This window comes from Oceanicola granulosus HTCC2516, assembly GCF_000153305.1.
Lineage (GTDB): Bacteria > Pseudomonadota > Alphaproteobacteria > Rhodobacterales > Rhodobacteraceae > Oceanicola > Oceanicola granulosus.
Map to the genome: position 1 here is coordinate 556,858 of NZ_CH724108.1, position 15,749 is coordinate 572,606.

Here is a 15,749-nt window from a genome sequence, read left to right on the forward strand (position 1 = left end):
GGAACGGGTGCGGGGGTGGCTCGCTGTCGCGCGGCGGGAGCCGGGTGGCGCGGCCCGGGTGCAGGGGCGGGCGCGTCTAGTCCGGGGCGGGGCAGCCGCGCAGGAAGGGGTGGAGGGCGTCGGTGGTCCGGGGGTCTTCGGAAAGGTAAGCGATCTCAGGGCCTTGACCGCTTTCGCAGGCGATGCGATCGGCCGGCAGGCGGGGGTGGCCGTTGAACTGCGTGTCGAAGATCCGCAGCGTCGCGGCGTCGCAATCGGCGAACCAGATCAGCGGGCCGTCATCGGGGCGGCTGATCCGGGAGGCCACGAGGTCGTGCGGACCGGCGCGCCAGTACCGGATCGGGCGGTTGCCGCCGCCGCTGATGTCGAGCGCCACGAATTGCGACAGGTCGGCCTTGATGTCGAGCGCGGCGTCGGCATTCCAGTCGCGGATCCGGACGCGGTGGCCGTAGAGTTCGCCCGGCGCGCCGAAGTCGATTCCGTCGTAGTTGGTTTCCTCGTAGGAGACCCAATCCGGCCAATCCGCAACGATTTGAACGTCGTGCAGAAACAGCCGCACGGGCGAATCATCGCCGTCCCTTGGCGCCTCGACCCGGATCCCGGCGCCGTAGGCATCGTCCGAGCGCAGCGGCCCGATCGCCAACTCGCTCAGCGCCGCCATGCCGGCATCCGGGCCGCGCCGGAGCGAGACGGCGTATTTCGCGTCGGCGATCTCGGCCCCGCGCAGCCAGACCGGCGTCTCGAGCCGCTGCCGCCCGGTCAGGACACCGGCCGGGGGCGGCGGCGGGCCGAGATGGTCCTCGAGCCACCGCAGCGCCCGGGCGTCGGCGCACTCCGCGCCGCGCGCCGGGGAGGCGCCGGTGGCGAGGGTCAGCAGGAGCGCCGGGAGGAGGATGCGGCGGATGCGGGGCGTCATCTGTCGGTCCGGGGGTGGAGTCGGTGAGGCCAGATTACACGAGCGCGGACTGGAAGGGGACCGGTGGGTGGGGCGGTTGCTCTCTGCCGAGGTAGAGCCTTCGACAGTAAGACCGGAACGGGAGGAGAGACATGGGATGGGCGACAGGATGAGGGTCCTGGTGCGCGGAACGATCGTCAGCACCCAGAAGGCCGGTCAGCCGAAGACGACGACCGCGAGCGCCGTCGCTGGGACCCGGAACAGCCACTGGGACCAGACGAAGTTGTGCGTAGATCGTGTCGCCGCTGGCGCGCAACGGCGCGGTCCAGGTGGTCCACGGGATCGCTCTCGAAGTGCGGGAGAAGAAGTCCGTCGTCCTCGTCGGCCCGTCCGGGTGCGGCAAGTCGACGACGCTGCGCATGATCGCCAAGCCTCGGAGAGGCCTGCGGCGAATGCGGGCGTGGTTCGTGCTGCGATGGGGCGCCTTGGGCGACCTTCGGTCGGCTACTGCTCTTTCAGAAGATTTTGGCTCCGGCGGTAGGGATCGAACCTACGACCAATTGATTAACAGTCAACTGCTCTACCGCTGAGCTACGCCGGAACACGGGGGCGCTATAGCAATGCGCTCGGGAGGCGTCCAGAGGCTTTTCGGGGAAAAGTTTCAGGTCTCCGCGACGTCGTCTCCGGGCAGCGCGAAGAGGGCTTCGGGGGTGAGGGCGGGGGTCGCGGTGGCGCGGCGGTGCTGCACGAGGGCGACGAGGTGGGCGAAGAGGTTGCGGGCGGCGGCGGGGTGCAGGGCGGTGGGCGTGTTCGCGTAGAGGCAGGGGGTGAGGGTGGCGAGCGTGGCGGGGCCGGCGGCGAGGGCGTCGAGCAGGGCGGTCTCGCGGGCGGTGCGGTGGGCGACGAGCCAGTCGATGCGCGCGGCCGGGTCGGTCACCGGGGCGCCGTGGCCGGGATAGAGGACGGAGGGCGCGCGGGCGCGCAGGCGGGCGCAGGAGGCGAGGAAGTCGGTGACGTCGCCGTCGGGCGGGGAGATCAGGGTGCTGGCCCAGCCCATCACGTGATCGCCGCAGAAGCCGTAGCCGTCGCCGAGCAGGCAGATGTGGTTGCCCATGTGGCCCGGCGTGTGCAGCACCTCGAGCGCCCAGCCCGCCCCGGCGAGGCGGGCGCCGTCGCCCACCGTCCGGTCGGGCGCGAAGTCCGTGTCGATGCCCTCGCCGCCGCCGGCCAGACCCTCCGCCGCGAGCCGTGACATCACGGCGCTGCGGCCGGCCTCGGGGCCGCCGAAGGCGACGACGGGCGCGCCGACGGCCGAGGCGAGGGCGGGGGCGAGGGCGGAGTGGTCGCGGTGGGCGTGGGTGACGACGACGGCCGCCACCGGCCGGCCGTCGATGGCGGCGAGCAGGGCGTCGCGGTGCGCCGGGTCGTCGGGCCCCGGGTCGATGAGGGCCAGGTCGGTCGTGCCGACGAGGTAGCTGTTGGTGCCGGCGCCGGTCATCGGCGAGGGGTTGGGCGCGCGCACCCGCACCACGCCGGGGCGCAGCGTCACCGGCTCGCCATGTCGCGCCTGCGCCTGCATTCGCTTGTCCTCGCTCGGCTCCGGGCGCTAGCGTCGCGCCATGTCGTTCCGCTGGCTCAAACGCTACGTTCCCCAGGGCCTGCAGGGCCGGGCGGCGCTGATCCTCGTGCTCCCCGTCACGCTGCTGCAGCTTATCGTCTTCGTCGCCTTCATCCAGCGCCATTTCGAGGACGTCACGCGGCAGATGGTGCGCTCCGTTGCGTACGACCTGCGCTTCCTCACCGAGGAGGTCCGCGATGCGCCCAACCTGACGGCGGCCTACAGGGCGATCTCCTACATCGCCCCGCCGCTCAACCTCGAGCCGCGCCTGCCGGCCGACGCGACCCCGGCCGAGGACCAGCGGCGCTGGTACGACTTCTCTGGGATCGTCATCATCGACTCGCTGAACGAGCGGCTCGTGGGGCTGGAGGCGGTGACGCTGCCCGACGACCGCGACGCCAACATCTGGGTCGAGACGCCTTGGGGCGACATGATGATCGAGTTCGACCGGCGGCGGATCTCGGCGTCGAACCCGCACCAGCTGATCGTCATCATGATCTTCTTCGGCGTGATCCTGACGGCGGTGGCCTACATCTACATGCGCAACCAGCTGCGCCCGATCACCCGGATGGCGGCGGCGGCGGCGGAGTTCGGCAAGGGGCGGATCGTGCGCTACCAGCCGTCGGGGGCGCGCGAGGTGCGCCAGGCGGGGCGGGCGTTCCTGGAGATGAGGAACCGCATCGAGCGGCAGACCCAGAGCCGGACGATGATGCTCTCGGGCGTCAGCCACGACCTGCGCACGCCGCTCACCCGGATGCGGCTGGCGCTGTCGATGCTCGACGACGACGAGGCGGCGCTGCTGCGCAAGGACGTCGACGAGATGCAGCACCTGCTCGACGCCTTCCTCGACTTCGCCCGGAACGACGCCGAGGACGACACCGAGGAGGTCGACCCGGTCGCGCTGGTGGGGGGATTGGTCGAGGACGCCCGCCGCACCGGCGGCGACGTGGAGCTCGTGCGCGAGGAAACCCGGCCCCTGGCGCGGCTGCGGCCGGTGGCGGTGCGCCGGGCGGTGAGCAACCTGATCGGCAACGCCCTGCGCTACGGCAGCCGGGTGCGGGTCACGCTGTCGGTGAGCGAGCGGATGCTGCGGGTGGTGGTCGAGGACGACGGGCCGGGCATCCCCGAGGCGCGGCGCGAGGAGGCGACCCGGCCCTTCACCCGGCTCGACCCGGCGCGCAACCAGGACCGGGGCAGCGGCGTGGGGCTCGGGCTCGCCATCGTGGCCGATGTGGCCCGCAGCCACGGCGGGGCGCTGCGGCTGGGCGACAGCGCGGAGCTGGGCGGGCTGCGGGCGGAGTTCAGCATTGCCGTGTGACGCGGCGCGGTGGCGAGGGGGGATGCCTCCGGCGGGGATATTTGCAGGACAGAGGGGGCGCGGGGGCGCTCTTGTCTCAGCCGTAGGTGGCGAGCATCTCGCGCAGGTCGGCGAGGGTGTTGGCCTCGGCGATGGGCTTGTCGTGGCGCCATCGGCTCATGCGGGGGAAGCGCAGGGCGACGCCGGACTTGTGGCGCGGGCTCTCCTGGATGCCCTCGAAGGCGATCTCGAACACGTGCTCGGGGCGCACCTGGCGGACGGGGCCGAACTTCTGCAGCGTGTTGCGGCGGACCCAGGCGGTGATGCGGCGGAACTCGGCGTCGGTGAGGCCGGAATAGGCCTTGGTGAAGGGGACGAGGTCGTCGCCGTCCCAGACCGCGAAGGTGAAGTCGGTGAACAGGTTGGCGCGCCGGCCCGAGCCGGACTGGGCGTAGATCATCACCGCGTCGATCACCAGCGGGTCGACCTTCCACTTCCACCAGTCGCCCTTCCTGCGCCCGGCGAGGTAGGGGCTGTCGGCGCGCTTGAGCATCAGGCCCTCGGCGTTCCTGTCGCGCGAGGTCTCGCGTTCGACGGCGAGCGCCTCCCAGCTGTCGGCGGTGACGGCGGGCGACAGCCGGGCCGGGGCCTCGGGAGGGATGGTGCCGATCAGTTCGGCGAGGCGGGCGCGGCGCTCGGCGAAGGGGCGGGCGCGGATGTCGGTGCCGCCGTCCTCGAGCAGGTCGTAGGCCATCAGCACGACGGGGCTCTCCTCGAGCAGCTTCCTCGGCACGCTCTTGCGGCCGATCCGCTTTTGCAGCGCGTTGAAGGGCAGGGGCGTCTCGTCGGCGAAGGCGAGCACCTCGCCGTCGATCACGGTGCCGTCGGGGAGGTAGTCGATCAGGCGGGCGAATTCGGGGAAGCGCGGCGTCATCAGCTCCTCGCCGCGGCTCCAGAGGTGGTGCTCGCCGCCGCGCAGGACGAGCTGACCGCGGATGCCGTCCCACTTCCACTCGGCGATCCAGTCGGCGGCGGAGCCGAGGGCGGCGAGGTCGTCGAGTTGGTAGGCGAGGTAGAACGGGTAGGGGCGCGACAGGTCGGCGCTCGGGTCGTGCGCCTCGATCAGCGCCTCCCACGAGGTCGTCTCGGGAGTCCAGGCGCCCATCAGCTTGTGGGTCAGCTCGGCCTCGTCCTGCCCCGTCGCCCGGGCCAGGGCGCGGGTCATCAGCTTCTGGCTGACGCCGACGCGGAAGCCGCCGGTGAGCAGCTTGGTGAACAGCAGCCGCTCGGTGCGGTCGAGCACGTCCCAGGCGGCGAGGATGCCGGCCTTGCGGGTCGCGTCGTCGCCGGCCGAGAGCTCGCGCAGCCTGGCGATCCAGTGGCTTAGCGGGCGCTCTTCATGTGCCGCAGCGGGCGGCAGGACGAGCGCGATGGTCTCGGCGAGGTCGCCGACGATGGGGTAGCTCTCCTCGAACAGCCACAGCGGGATGCCGGCCCGCTCGGCCGCCCATTCGCGCAGCACGGTGGTGGTGATGACGCGCTTGGGGCGGCGGCCGGAGAACAGGGCGACGCACCAGAGCTTGTCGGCGTCGGACGCGGTGCGGAAGAACTCGGCGAGAGACTCGACCTTGCGGGTGGTGCGGGTCGTCTGGTCGACGGCGGTGAAGAGCGTGGCGAAGTCCTTCACTCGACGACCTCCGGCGCGTCGGGCGTCTCGGCCGCCTCGGCGTCGAGGCTCTCGCCTTCGTAGGCGGTCTCGACGACGGCGGCGTCGTAGCCCTGCTCCTCGAGCCAGCGGCGGAAGATCGAGGTGTAGCCGTGGGTGACGAAGATGCGGTGCGCGCCGGTGGCGCGGATGGCGGCGTTGAGACCGGCCCAGTCGGCGTGGTCGGAGACGATGAAGCCGCGGTCCGCAGCCCGCCGCCGCCGCACGCCGCGCAGCGCCATCCAGCCCGAGGCGAAGCCCGAGGAAGCGCCGCGGAAGCGGCCCGCCCAGGGGGAGCCGAGGGCGGAGGGCGGGGCGAGGACGAGGGCGCCGGGGTGGTCCCTGGCGACGAGGTCGGGGGTGACGCGGATCGTGTCGGGGAGCGCCAGGCCCTGGGCGCGCAGCACCTCGTTGGTGTTCTCGACCGCGCCGTGGGTCAGGATCGGGCCGATGGAGGGGTCGAGGCCGGTCAGCAGCCGCTGCGCCTTGCCGAGCGCGTAGGCGCCGAGCAGCGAGGCGCGGCCCTCGGCGGCGTTGGCGGCCCACCAGCCGTTGATCTGCGTGCGCAGCTCGTCCTGCGGGGTCCAGTTGAAGACGGGCAGCCCGAAGGTGCTCTCGGTGATGAAGGCGTGGCAGGCGACCGGCTCGAAGGGGGTGGAGAGGCCGTCGTCGACGGTCTTGTAGTCGCCCGAGGCGACCCAGACCTCGCCGCCGGCCTCGACGCGGATCTGCGCCGAGCCCGGGACGTGGCCGGCCGGGTGGAAGGACACGGTCGCGCCGCCGATCCGGCGGGTTTCGCCGTAGGCCATGGTCTCGGCGCGGATGTCGGCGCCGAGCCGGTGGCGCATGACCGGGGCGGTGCCGTCGGTGCAGAGATAGGCCCCCATGCCGGGGCGGGCGTGGTCGGAATGGCCGTGAGTGATCAGCGCGCGGGCGACGGGCTTCCACGGGTCGATGTGGAAGTCGCCCGCGGCGCAGTAGATGCCGCTGTCGGTGAAGGTGAGCACGTCGGCCATGGCGGCAAAGCTAGGGCCGCGGATGGGCGGGGCCAGCTAGGGGCCGAATTCCTCCGCCAGCCGGTCGAACACCGCGCGGCGGTGGCGCGGCGTCTCCATCAGAACCTCGTGGCGGCCGCCCTCGATGGACACCAGTTCGCCGCCGGACCAGCCGGCCATGCGGGCGCGGATGCGGGCGGTGTCGACGATGGTCTCGTCGGTGCCGAGGAAGGTGACGCAGGGCCGCGAGGGCGCGGGGCGCGCGGCGAGGCGGCGGGTCTCGCCCAGGGCCTCGTTGAGCCAGTGCAGCGACGGACCCCCGAGGGCGAGGTCGGGGTGCTGCTGGATCTGGCGCTGCATGTAGAGGAACATCTCCTCGTCGGAGGTCAATGTGTTGAGCTCGAAGGCGCCGCGCAGCAGGAAGGGCTCGCCGCTCTGGCCGGGGGCATAGAGGTGGCCGAAGCGCAGCTGGCGCGCGAGCGTCGACAGCCCCCAGGCCAGCGGGCGCAGCGAGGCCGACAGCTGGATCCCCCACATGGGCGCGGAGAAGGCGGCGCCCTTCACCGGCAGCCCCTCGTAGAGCGCCCGCAGCCCGATCGCGCCGCCCATCGAGTGGGCGAGCAGGTGGAACGGCTCGGGCAGGCCGAGAGTGCGGGCGTGGGCGAGGAGGGCGGCGACGTCGTGCTGGTAGTCGGCGAAGCGGCGCACGTGGCCGATCAGCGGATCGTCCCGCAGCCGCGCCGACAGGCCCTGGCCGCGCCAGTCGAGCGTGGCGGTGGCGAAGCCGCGCTCGGCCAGCGCGCGGGCGGCGCGGCCGTACTTCTCGATGTACTCGGTGCGCCCCGTGAACAGCAGCACGGTGCCGCGCGCGCCGGGGCAGGGCCAGTGGCCGGCGCGCAGCCGGACCCCGTCGCGCGTGACGATCCAGTGCGCGCCGCCCCCGTCCGGCCCGTCGGCGACGTCGGCGTGGAAGGGGGCGGGGTCCATCCTCAGGAGAGCAGCCCCGACAGCCGCATCGCGGCGCCCATGTCGCCGTCGACCTTGAGGCGGCCGCTCATGTAGGCGGCGGTGGCGTTCTCCTCGCCGTTGAGCATCCCCTCGAAGGTCTCCCGGCTGGCGGTGAGGGTGACGTCGGCGGGCTCGTCGCCGGCGTGGGCGCCGGACTGGTCGATCATCACCGCGCCCTCGTCCTCGATGACGAACTTCGCCGTCCCGTCAAAGCCTTCGCCGCCCATCTTCGCGTTGAGGCGCTCGACGGCCCCGGCCACTACATCGCTCATGTTCCAGACCCTTTCCGGAAGTTGTGACGGCCCGCCACTGGCGTCCGCCGAAATCATCTCTACATTCCGGATATGGCGAGCAATTCCTACCCGATCAAACATATTGTGACCGCCGCGCTGTTGGCCGTGGCGTCGCCGCTGCCGCTGGCGGCGCAGGAGAGCGTCGACGAGATGTTCGCGCTGCTGCAGGAGGCGGACCCCGAGGAGGCGGCGCGCATCGAGGAGCGCATCGCGGCGGCGTGGTCGAAGAGCGGCTCGCCGGCGATCGACCTGCTGTTCGAGCGCGGCAGCCGCGCGCTGGAGGCGCAGGACCCGGTCGCGGCCGTGGAGCACTTCACCGCGGTGATCGATTTCGCGCCCGACTTCGCCGAGGCCTACCACGGCCGCGCCACCGCCTACTTCCTGCTCGACCAGACCGGCCCCGCGCTCGACGACCTGCGCGAGGTGCTGGTGCTCAACCCGCGCCATTTCGGCGCCATGCGCGGGCTGGCGATCATCCTGGAGCAGATCGGCGACACCGAAACCGCGCTTGAAGTCTACCGCCGGGTTCTGGCTATACATCCGCATCTTGCGCATGTAGCCGAGTCGGTGACGCGACTTGAGCAGGAACTGGAGGGCGTGCCGCTCTAGGCCCGCCCCTCTGCCCGAGGGGGCAACATGACCGCCCATCCCCGGATCACGGCCGTTCTCGGCCCGACCAATACCGGCAAGACACATTACGCGATCGAGCGGATGCTCGGCCACCGCACCGGCATCATCGGCCTGCCGCTGCGGCTGCTGGCGCGCGAGGTCTACGACCGGATCGTGCGGGCGCGCGGGCCCTCGGTCGTCGCGCTGGTGACGGGCGAGGAGCGGATCGTGCCGGGGCGGGCGCAGTACTGGGTCTGCACCGTCGAGGCAATGCCGCAGATGGCGGCCGATTTCGTGGCCGTCGACGAAATCCAGCTCTGCGCCGATCCCGAGCGCGGGCATGTCTTCACCGACCGGCTGCTGCACGCGCGCGGCCACCACGAGACGCTGTTCATGGGCGCCGAGACGATGCGCTCGGCGATCGCGGCGATGGTGCCGAAGGTGCAGTTCATGAAGCGCGAACGCTTCAGCCAGCTGACCTACTCTGGTTCGAAAAAGATAAGCCGGATGCCCGGCCGGTCGGCCATTGTCGGCTTCTCGGTTGAAAATGTGTACGCCATCGCCGAGCTGCTGCGCCGCCAGAAGGGCGGGGCGGCGGTGGTGATGGGGGCGCTCAGCCCGCGCACGCGCAACGCGCAGGTCGACATGTACCAGAACGGCGACGTCGACTACCTCGTCGCCACCGACGCCATCGGCATGGGGCTCAACCTCGACATCAACCACGTCGCCTTCTCGGCCCTGTCGAAGTTCGACGGCCGCCGGATGCGCCCGCTGATCCCCGGCGAGCTCGCCCAGATCGCGGGCCGGGCCGGGCGGCACATGAATCACGGCACCTTCGGCGTCACCGGCGAGGCGCCGGAGCTCGACGAGGACGTGGTCGAGGCGATCACCAACCACAGTTTCGCTCCGGTGAAGAAGCTGCAATGGCGCAACGGCGCGCTCGAGTTCGGCACCTACGGCCGGCTGATCCAGAGCCTCGAGCAGAAGACCTCCGACATGTGGCTCACCCGGGTGCGCGAGAGCGACGACCTGGCCGCGCTGAAGGCGCTGGTCGGCGACGCGGAAGTCGCCGCGCGCGCCTCCGATCCGGCCTCGGTGCGGCTGCTGTGGGACGTCTGCCGCGTCCCCGACTTCCGCGGCATCAGCCACGCCGAGCACGCCGCGCTGCTGCGGCAGCTGTTCGCGTTCCTGCACGAAAAGGGGCGGGTGCCCGACGATTGGATGGCGCGGCAGGTCAAGCGGCTGGATCGTGCCGACGGCGAGATCGACACGATCAGCAAGAGATTGGCATATATCCGCACATGGACCTATGTCGCCCAGAGGAATGGCTGGGTGACGGACGAAAGCCGTTGGCGCGAGGAGACGCGCGCGGTAGAAGATCGGCTGTCGGATGCGCTCCACGGCGCGCTGACCCAGAGATTTGTGGACCGGCGGACCAGCGTGCTGCTTCGCCGGCTCAAGCAGAAGGAGGCCATGTTGGCCGAGGTGAATGACAAGGGCGAAGTGACCGTCGAGGGCCAGTTCGTCGGGCGGCTGGAAGGGTTTCGCTTCCGCCAGGACAAATCCGCGAGCCAGGACGAGGCCAAGACCCTCCGACAGGCCTCCCTGCAGGCGCTCGCGCCGGAGTTCCATCTCCGCGCCGACCGCTTCTACAACGCCCCCGATCCGGAGATCGACTTCACCGAGCAGGGCGGGCTCATGTGGGGCGACCAGGCCATCGGCAAGCTGGTGGCGGGCGACGATCCGCTCAAGCCGCGCGTCGAGGCCTTCGTCGACGAGGAGGCCGGGCCCGACGTCGCCCAGAAGGTGACGCGCCGGCTGCAGCATTTCATCGATCGCAAGATCGCCGCCGCCTTCGAGCCGCTGCTCAAGATGCGCGACGACACGGCGCTGCAGGGGCTGGCGCGGGGCTTCGCCTACCGGATGGTCGAGAGCTTCGGCATCATCCCGCGCGGCGACGTCGCCGAGGAGGTCCGCGCGCTCGACCAGGACGCGCGCGCCAGCCTGCGCCGCCACGGCGTGCGCTTCGGCCAGTTCACCGTGTTCCAGCCGCTCCTGCTCAAGCCGGCCCCGACGCGGCTGCGTCTGGTGCTGTGGTCGCTCGCCAAGGGGCTCGACACCTTCCCCGAGGCGCCGCCGCCGGGGCTCGTCACCGTGCCGACGGGGCAGGGGGCGGAGCCGGGCGCGTGGGCGATGTCGGGCTACCGCGCCGCGGGCGAGCGGGCGATCCGCATCGACATGCTCGAGCGCCTCGCCGACATGCTGCGCGACAAGGACAGCAAGGGCGGCTTCGAGGCGACGCCGGACATGCTGTCGATCACCGGCATGACGCTCGAGCAGTTCGCCGGGCTGATGGAGGGTCTGGGCTACCGCGCCGAGAAGGGCGAGCGGCCCAAGGTGAAGGCCTCGACCCCGGCCGATCCGCCCGCCGAGCCGCCGCAGCCCGACGTGCCGATGCCGCCGCCCGAGCCGCCGGCCCCCGACACGCCGCCCGAGGAGCCGCCCGCGCCCCCCGGCGGCCCCGACACGCCGCCGCCCGAGGCGCCGCCGGTCCCCGATCCGGACCTGCCGCCGAGCGAGCCGACGCCGCCCGACGAGTTGCCCCCCGACTCGCCGCCCGAGGCACCCGTCGAGGAGCCGACCGAGGCGCCGCCGATGCCGGGCACCGAGGTGCCCGGCGACATTCCGACCGAGGTCCCCGACCAGACGCCGCAGATGTCCGGCGCGGCCGAGGCGTCCGAGCCTGCCGAGACGGAGGTGTTCTACACCTTCACCTGGGGCGGCCGGCGCAACGAGCGCCGCCAGGGCGGCCGTCCGCAGGGCGAGCGCAAGGGCGCGCCCGGCCGTGGTAAGCCGCGCGGCAAGAAGCCGGCCGGGGGCAAGCCCCAGCACGGCAAGGGCAAGGGCAAGGCCGATGCCAAGCAGGACGGCCGCGCCAAGACCTACGAGGCCCGTCCGCGCCGCGACAAGCCGATCGACCCGGACAACCCGTTCGCCGCGGCCCTCGCGGGCTTCAAGGCCGACTGAGGCCGCTTGAACGAGCCCCGCTCCACGATCCGGCTGGACAAGTGGCTCTGGCAGGCGCGGTTCTTCAAGTCGCGCAGCCTCGCCGCGGAGATCGTCGGCAACGGGCGCGTCCGCGTCGACGGACAGCCCGTGAGCAAGCCCGCCCGCGCCGTCGGGGCCGGCGACGTGCTGACCTTCCCGCAGGGGCAGGCGGTGCGGGTGGTGCGAATCCTCGCCCTCGGTACCCGTCGCGGCCCCGCGCCCGAGGCGCGCGCGCTCTACGACGACCTCTCGCCCCCCGCGCCGCCGAAGGCGCCGGCCAACCCGTCCTACGACGGCGGCGGGCGACCCACGGGCAAGGCCGGCCGGGCGCTGCGGCGGCACCAGGCCCCGGATCCGTCCGGGGACGCTTGAAGACCGGGCGGGCTTGGCATAGCTAGCCGGCGAAAGCCGAGGACGAGAGCCCGCATGACCTACATCGTCAACGACAACTGCATCGCCTGCAAATACACCGACTGCGTCGAGGTGTGCCCCGTGGATTGCTTCTACGAGGGCGAGAACATGCTGGTGATCCACCCCGACGAGTGCATCGATTGCGGCGTCTGCGAGCCCGAGTGCCCGGCCGACGCGATCCGGCCCGACACCGAGCCGGACGTCGAGAAGTGGGTCGAGTTCAACCGCAAGTACGCCGAGATCTGGCCGGTCATCATCACCAAGAAGGACCCGCTCCCGAAGGCCGAGGAGATGGACGGCAAGTCGGGCAAGCTCGAGCTGTTCTCGGAGGCGGCCGGCGAGGGCGGCTGACGATTCGCCGCCCGTCCGCCGGCGTGGCAATTCCGGGCTTGACGCTGCGGAACGTTTGCGTGAGCGCACCCCCTGGCTGGCGCGCCGGGGCCGCGCCGCCCTTCCAACAGGGCGGTTTTCGTGCTATGTAAGAGCGTAATGCTGCCAGATTGCTGATCGTACATCACCAGGCCGGATCGACGGAGGCTCACGCGCCCCGCCGATCTTTTCTGTTGCCTGCCACGTAGGATCGGTGCCGCCGGGAAGGACCCAGATGAGCAAATCCAGGAAGAACGAGTTCAGCCCCAACGACCACGTCGTCTACCCCGCCCACGGGGTCGGTCAGATCGTGTCGATCGAGAAGCAGGAGGTCGCCGGCTTCGAGCTCGAGCTGTTCGTGATCTCCTTCGAGAAGGACAAGATGACCCTGCGCGTGCCGACGCACAAGGCCGAGGAGGTGGGCATGCGCTCGCTGTCCTCGCCCGACGTCGTCGCCCACGCGATGAAGACGCTCAAGGGCAAGGCCAAGGTCAAGAAGGCCATGTGGTCGCGCCGGGCGCAGGAATACGAGCAGAAGATCAACTCGGGCGACCTGATCGCCATCGCCGAGGTGGTCCGCGACCTGCACCGCGCCGATGACCAGCGCGAGCAATCCTACTCCGAGCGCCAGCTCTACGAGGCTGCCCTCGAGCGCCTGACCCGCGAGATCGCCGCTGTCGGCGGCAACGACGAGGTCGCCGCGGCCAAGGAGATCGACGACGTTCTCGTCAGCCGCGCCGCGGCCGCCTGAGCGACGATACCCGACCTAGCGGAAAAGCCGCGGGCCCCGCCCGCGGCTTTGCTGTTTTAGGGGGCTGCGTGGCGGCGTGAGCCCCCTTGAGCCGGCGGCGGTGTGGGTGAGGGGCTGCATATTTTTGGCCAGATGAAGCCTAGAGGGCGCGCCAGCCGATGTCGGTGCGGTGAAATCCTTCGGGCCAGTCGATGGCGTCGGCGAGGGCGTAGGCGCCGTCGCGGGCCTCCTTCAGGCTTGCGCCGCGGGCGGTGACCGCGAGGACGCGGCCGCCGGTGGCGACGATGCGGCCGTCGCGCGCCTCGGTGCCGGCGTGGAAGGTCATGCGATGGCTGTCCTCGGGGAGCGCGTCGAGGCCGCGGATCTCGCTGCCCTTGGTGTAGGGGCCGGGATAGCCCTCGGCGGCCAGCACCACCGTCAGCGCGTGATCGTCGGCCCAGGTGGGTGCGACGTCGTTCAGGCGGCCCTCGGCGCAGGCCTGGAACAGGTCGAGCGCCTGCCCGCCGAGGCGCATCATCAGCACCTGCGCCTCCGGATCGCCGAGGCGGACGTTGTACTCGACGAGCCGCGGCGCGCCGCTGTCGATCATCAGGCCGGCATAGAGGATGCCGCTGAACGGCGTGCCGCGCCGGGCCATCTCCTCCATCGTCGGGCGGATGATCTCGTCCCTCGCACGGCGGGCGATCTCGTCGGTCAGCACCGGGGCGGGGGAGTAGGCGCCCATGCCGCCGGTGTTGGGGCCGGTGTCGCCGTCGTGGGCGCGCTTGTGGTCCTGGGCGGTGCCGATGGGCAGGATGTCGGTGCCGTCGACGAGGAAGAAGTAGGACGCCTCCTCGCCGGGCATGTACTCCTCGATCACCACCTCGGGGCTGCCGAAGGCGCCGGCGAAGATGTCGTCGAGCGCGGCCTCGGCCTCGGCGACGTCCATCGCCACCGTCACGCCCTTGCCCGCGGCGAGGCCGTCGGCCTTGATGACGATCGGCGCGCCCCGCTCGGCGAGGTAGGCGCGGGCGGGAGCGTGCTCGGTGAAGCGGGCCCAGGCGGCGGTGGGGGCGTGGGCGGCGTCGCAGATCTCCTTGGTGAAGGCCTTGGACGCCTCGAGCCGGGCGGCCTCGGCGGAGGGGCCGAGCACGGTGAAGCCGGCGGCGCGCAGCCGGTCAGCGACGCCGGCGGCGAGGGGGGCTTCGGGGCCGACGATGGTGAGGTCGATGGCGTTCTCGCCGGCGAACTCGGCCACCGCGTCGCCGTCGAGGATATCGAGGCTGGCGCACTCGCAGAGCTGGGCGATCCCGGCATTGCCCGGCGCGACGATGAGGCGGTCGCACTTCGGGTTCTGGGCGACGGCCCAGGCGATGGCGTGCTCGCGCCCACCGCTGCCGAGGATGAGGATGTTCATGGGCCGGCCCCCGCTTGAGCTTCTGGTCCGGCGCGTTCTAGGGTCGGGCCTCGGGCAGCACAAGGGCGGCACGAGCAGCACGAAGGGGCGTGGCATGGACCTGATCGACGAGCCGCAGCCGGGACGCAACCTGGCGGAATTCACCGTCTCCGAGATCTCGGGCGCGGTGAAGCGTGCGCTGGAGGACCAGTTCGGCCGCATCCGCGTGCGCGGCGAGGTCGGGCGGGTGTTCAAGGCGCGCTCGGGGCACCTCTATTTCGACGTCAAGGACGACAAGTCCGTCCTCGCCTGCAACATCTGGCGCGGCCAGCTGGCGGGGCTGTCGGTGATGCCCGAGGAAGGGCTCGAGGTGGTGGTGACCGGACGGCTGTCCGCGTTCGGCGGTCAGTCGAAATACAACATGATCGTGGACGAGGTGGCCGTCGCGGGCGTGGGCGCGCTGATGGCGATGTTCGAGAAGCGCAAGAAGGCGCTGGAGGCGGAGGGGCTGTTCGCGCCCGAGTGCAAGCGGCCGCTGCCCTACCTGCCGGAGGTGATCGGCGTCGTCACCTCGCCGCAGGGGGCGGTGATCCGCGACATCCTGCACCGCCTGCGCGAGCGGTTCCCGCGCAAGGTGCTGGTCTGGCCGGTGGCGGTGCAGGGCAAGGCCTGCGCGCCCGAGGTGGCCCGCGCGATCGCCGGGTTCAACGCGCTGACGCCGGGCGGCGCGCTGCCGCGGCCGGAGCTGCTGATCGTGGCGCGCGGCGGCGGGTCGATCGAGGATCTCTGGGGCTTCAACGAGGAGGCGGTGGCACGCGCGGCGGCGGCCTCGACGATCCCGCTGATCTCGGCGGTGGGACACGAGACCGACACGACGCTGATCGACCACGTCGCCGACCGCCGTGCGCCGACCCCGACGGCGGCGGCCGAGATGGCGGTGCCGGTGCGGCTGGAGCTGTTGGGGTGGGTCGACGGGCAGGCGGCGCGGCTGAGCCGGGCGCTGGGGCAGGGGCTGCTCGGGCGCGGGCAGCGGCTCCGCGATCTCGGCCGGGTTCTGGGGCGGCCGGAGGCGCTGCTCGAGCGGCCTAGCCAGCGCTTCGACGGGCAGGAGCGGCGGCTGGTCGGGGCGCTGCGCGGCGCGATGGACCGCAAGCGCGCGCGGTTCTCGCACGCGGCGGGGGCGCTGCGGCCGGGGGCGGTGCGCGGGCGCGTGGCCGACGGACGGCGGCGGCTCGGCGATTGCGGCGGCCGGCTCGTTCCTGCGCTGGGGCGGGGCGTGCGGCAGCGCCGGCGGGATTACGAGGCCTGCGCCGGGCGGCTCGCGCCCGAGCGGCTGCTGGTCCGCCTCGGGCAGCGGCGCGAGGCGGCGGCAGGG

14 protein-coding genes, 1 tRNA gene and 1 pseudogene are annotated in these 15,749 nt (G+C 72.0%); 8 read left to right on the forward strand and 8 right to left on the reverse strand.

Features of this window, described 5'->3' with window-relative positions; all coding sequences use genetic code 11:
• Positions 1-76 precede the first annotated feature (76 nt).
• Complete coding sequence (locus OG2516_RS14810; RefSeq protein ID WP_007256519.1) at positions 77-916, reverse strand: hypothetical protein; 840 nt, start codon at positions 914-916, stop codon at positions 77-79.
• Positions 917-1,188: 272 nt separating this feature from the next.
• Here OG2516_RS14810 and OG2516_RS19715 point away from each other — a divergent pair.
• Positions 1,189-1,323: pseudogene (locus tag OG2516_RS19715) on the forward strand (ATP-binding cassette domain-containing protein); the annotation flags it as partial.
• A 98-nt stretch (positions 1,324-1,421) separates the two neighbouring features.
• Here the strand turns inward: OG2516_RS19715 and OG2516_RS14815 are convergent.
• Both OG2516_RS14815 and OG2516_RS14820 read right to left on the reverse strand, forming a co-directional pair.
• Positions 1,422-1,496 (reverse strand) — tRNA-Asn (locus OG2516_RS14815).
• A gap of 60 nt (positions 1,497-1,556) precedes the next feature.
• Positions 1,557-2,474, reverse strand: coding sequence for an MBL fold metallo-hydrolase (locus tag OG2516_RS14820; RefSeq protein ID WP_007256520.1), 918 nt, complete (start codon positions 2,472-2,474; stop codon positions 1,557-1,559).
• A 40-nt stretch (positions 2,475-2,514) separates the two neighbouring features.
• On the opposite strand from OG2516_RS14820, the gene OG2516_RS14825 reads away from it, so the two are divergent.
• The gene (locus OG2516_RS14825) at positions 2,515-3,831 is read left to right on the forward strand and encodes an ATP-binding protein (protein ID WP_007256521.1); all 1,317 of its coding nucleotides are present in this window, start codon (positions 2,515-2,517) and stop codon (positions 3,829-3,831) included.
• 76 nt (positions 3,832-3,907) lie between these two features.
• On the opposite strand, the gene OG2516_RS14830 is transcribed toward OG2516_RS14825, so the two are convergent.
• From OG2516_RS14830 to OG2516_RS14845, 4 genes are read right to left on the reverse strand one after another with little or no spacing between them, the layout of a single operon-like run.
• Entirely contained in the window at positions 3,908-5,497 is a 1,590-nt protein-coding gene (locus OG2516_RS14830) for an ATP-dependent DNA ligase (RefSeq protein ID WP_007256522.1), read from the reverse strand.
• On the reverse strand, positions 5,494-6,531 hold the full coding sequence (locus tag OG2516_RS14835; protein WP_007256523.1) for a ligase-associated DNA damage response exonuclease: 1,038 nt from the start codon (positions 6,529-6,531) through the stop codon (positions 5,494-5,496). Before OG2516_RS14835 ends, OG2516_RS14830 begins: the two co-directional genes overlap by 4 nt.
• 36 nt (positions 6,532-6,567) lie before the next feature.
• Positions 6,568-7,497: an alpha/beta fold hydrolase gene (locus tag OG2516_RS14840; protein WP_007256524.1), complete on the reverse strand. Its 930-nt coding sequence runs from the start codon at positions 7,495-7,497 to the stop codon at positions 6,568-6,570.
• A gap of 2 nt (positions 7,498-7,499) precedes the next feature.
• A complete protein-coding gene (locus tag OG2516_RS14845) occupies positions 7,500-7,790 on the reverse strand; it encodes an SCP2 sterol-binding domain-containing protein (protein WP_040615908.1) in 291 nt (96 codons plus the stop codon).
• A gap of 72 nt (positions 7,791-7,862) precedes the next feature.
• Between OG2516_RS14845 and OG2516_RS14850 the strand changes: the two genes are divergently transcribed.
• The 5 genes from OG2516_RS14850 to OG2516_RS14870 all read left to right on the forward strand — a co-directional run bounded on the left by OG2516_RS14850 (position 7,863) and on the right by OG2516_RS14870 (position 12,999).
• On the forward strand, positions 7,863-8,420 hold the full coding sequence (locus OG2516_RS14850; protein WP_007256526.1) for a tetratricopeptide repeat protein: 558 nt from the start codon (positions 7,863-7,865) through the stop codon (positions 8,418-8,420).
• Positions 8,421-8,447: 27 nt separating this feature from the next.
• Entirely contained in the window at positions 8,448-11,447 is a 3,000-nt protein-coding gene (locus OG2516_RS14855) for a helicase-related protein (protein ID WP_007256527.1), read from the forward strand.
• Between the two features lie 6 nt (positions 11,448-11,453).
• Entirely contained in the window at positions 11,454-11,840 is a 387-nt protein-coding gene (locus tag OG2516_RS14860) for an RNA-binding S4 domain-containing protein (RefSeq protein ID WP_007256528.1), read from the forward strand.
• A 54-nt stretch (positions 11,841-11,894) separates the two neighbouring features.
• A complete protein-coding gene (fdxA, locus tag OG2516_RS14865; RefSeq protein ID WP_007256529.1) occupies positions 11,895-12,230 on the forward strand; it encodes a ferredoxin FdxA in 336 nt (111 codons plus the stop codon).
• Positions 12,231-12,483: 253 nt separating this feature from the next.
• Entirely contained in the window at positions 12,484-12,999 is a 516-nt protein-coding gene (locus OG2516_RS14870) for a CarD family transcriptional regulator (protein ID WP_007256530.1), read from the forward strand.
• A gap of 139 nt (positions 13,000-13,138) precedes the next feature.
• Here OG2516_RS14870 and purD read toward each other — a convergent pair whose 3' ends face one another.
• The gene (gene purD, locus OG2516_RS14875; RefSeq protein ID WP_007256531.1) at positions 13,139-14,395 is read right to left on the reverse strand and encodes a phosphoribosylamine--glycine ligase; all 1,257 of its coding nucleotides are present in this window, start codon (positions 14,393-14,395) and stop codon (positions 13,139-13,141) included.
• A 94-nt stretch (positions 14,396-14,489) separates the two neighbouring features.
• Here purD and xseA point away from each other — a divergent pair.
• Positions 14,490-15,749 (forward strand): exodeoxyribonuclease VII large subunit (xseA, locus tag OG2516_RS14880; protein ID WP_007256532.1); only part of this gene is annotated, 1,260 nt, incomplete at its 3' end.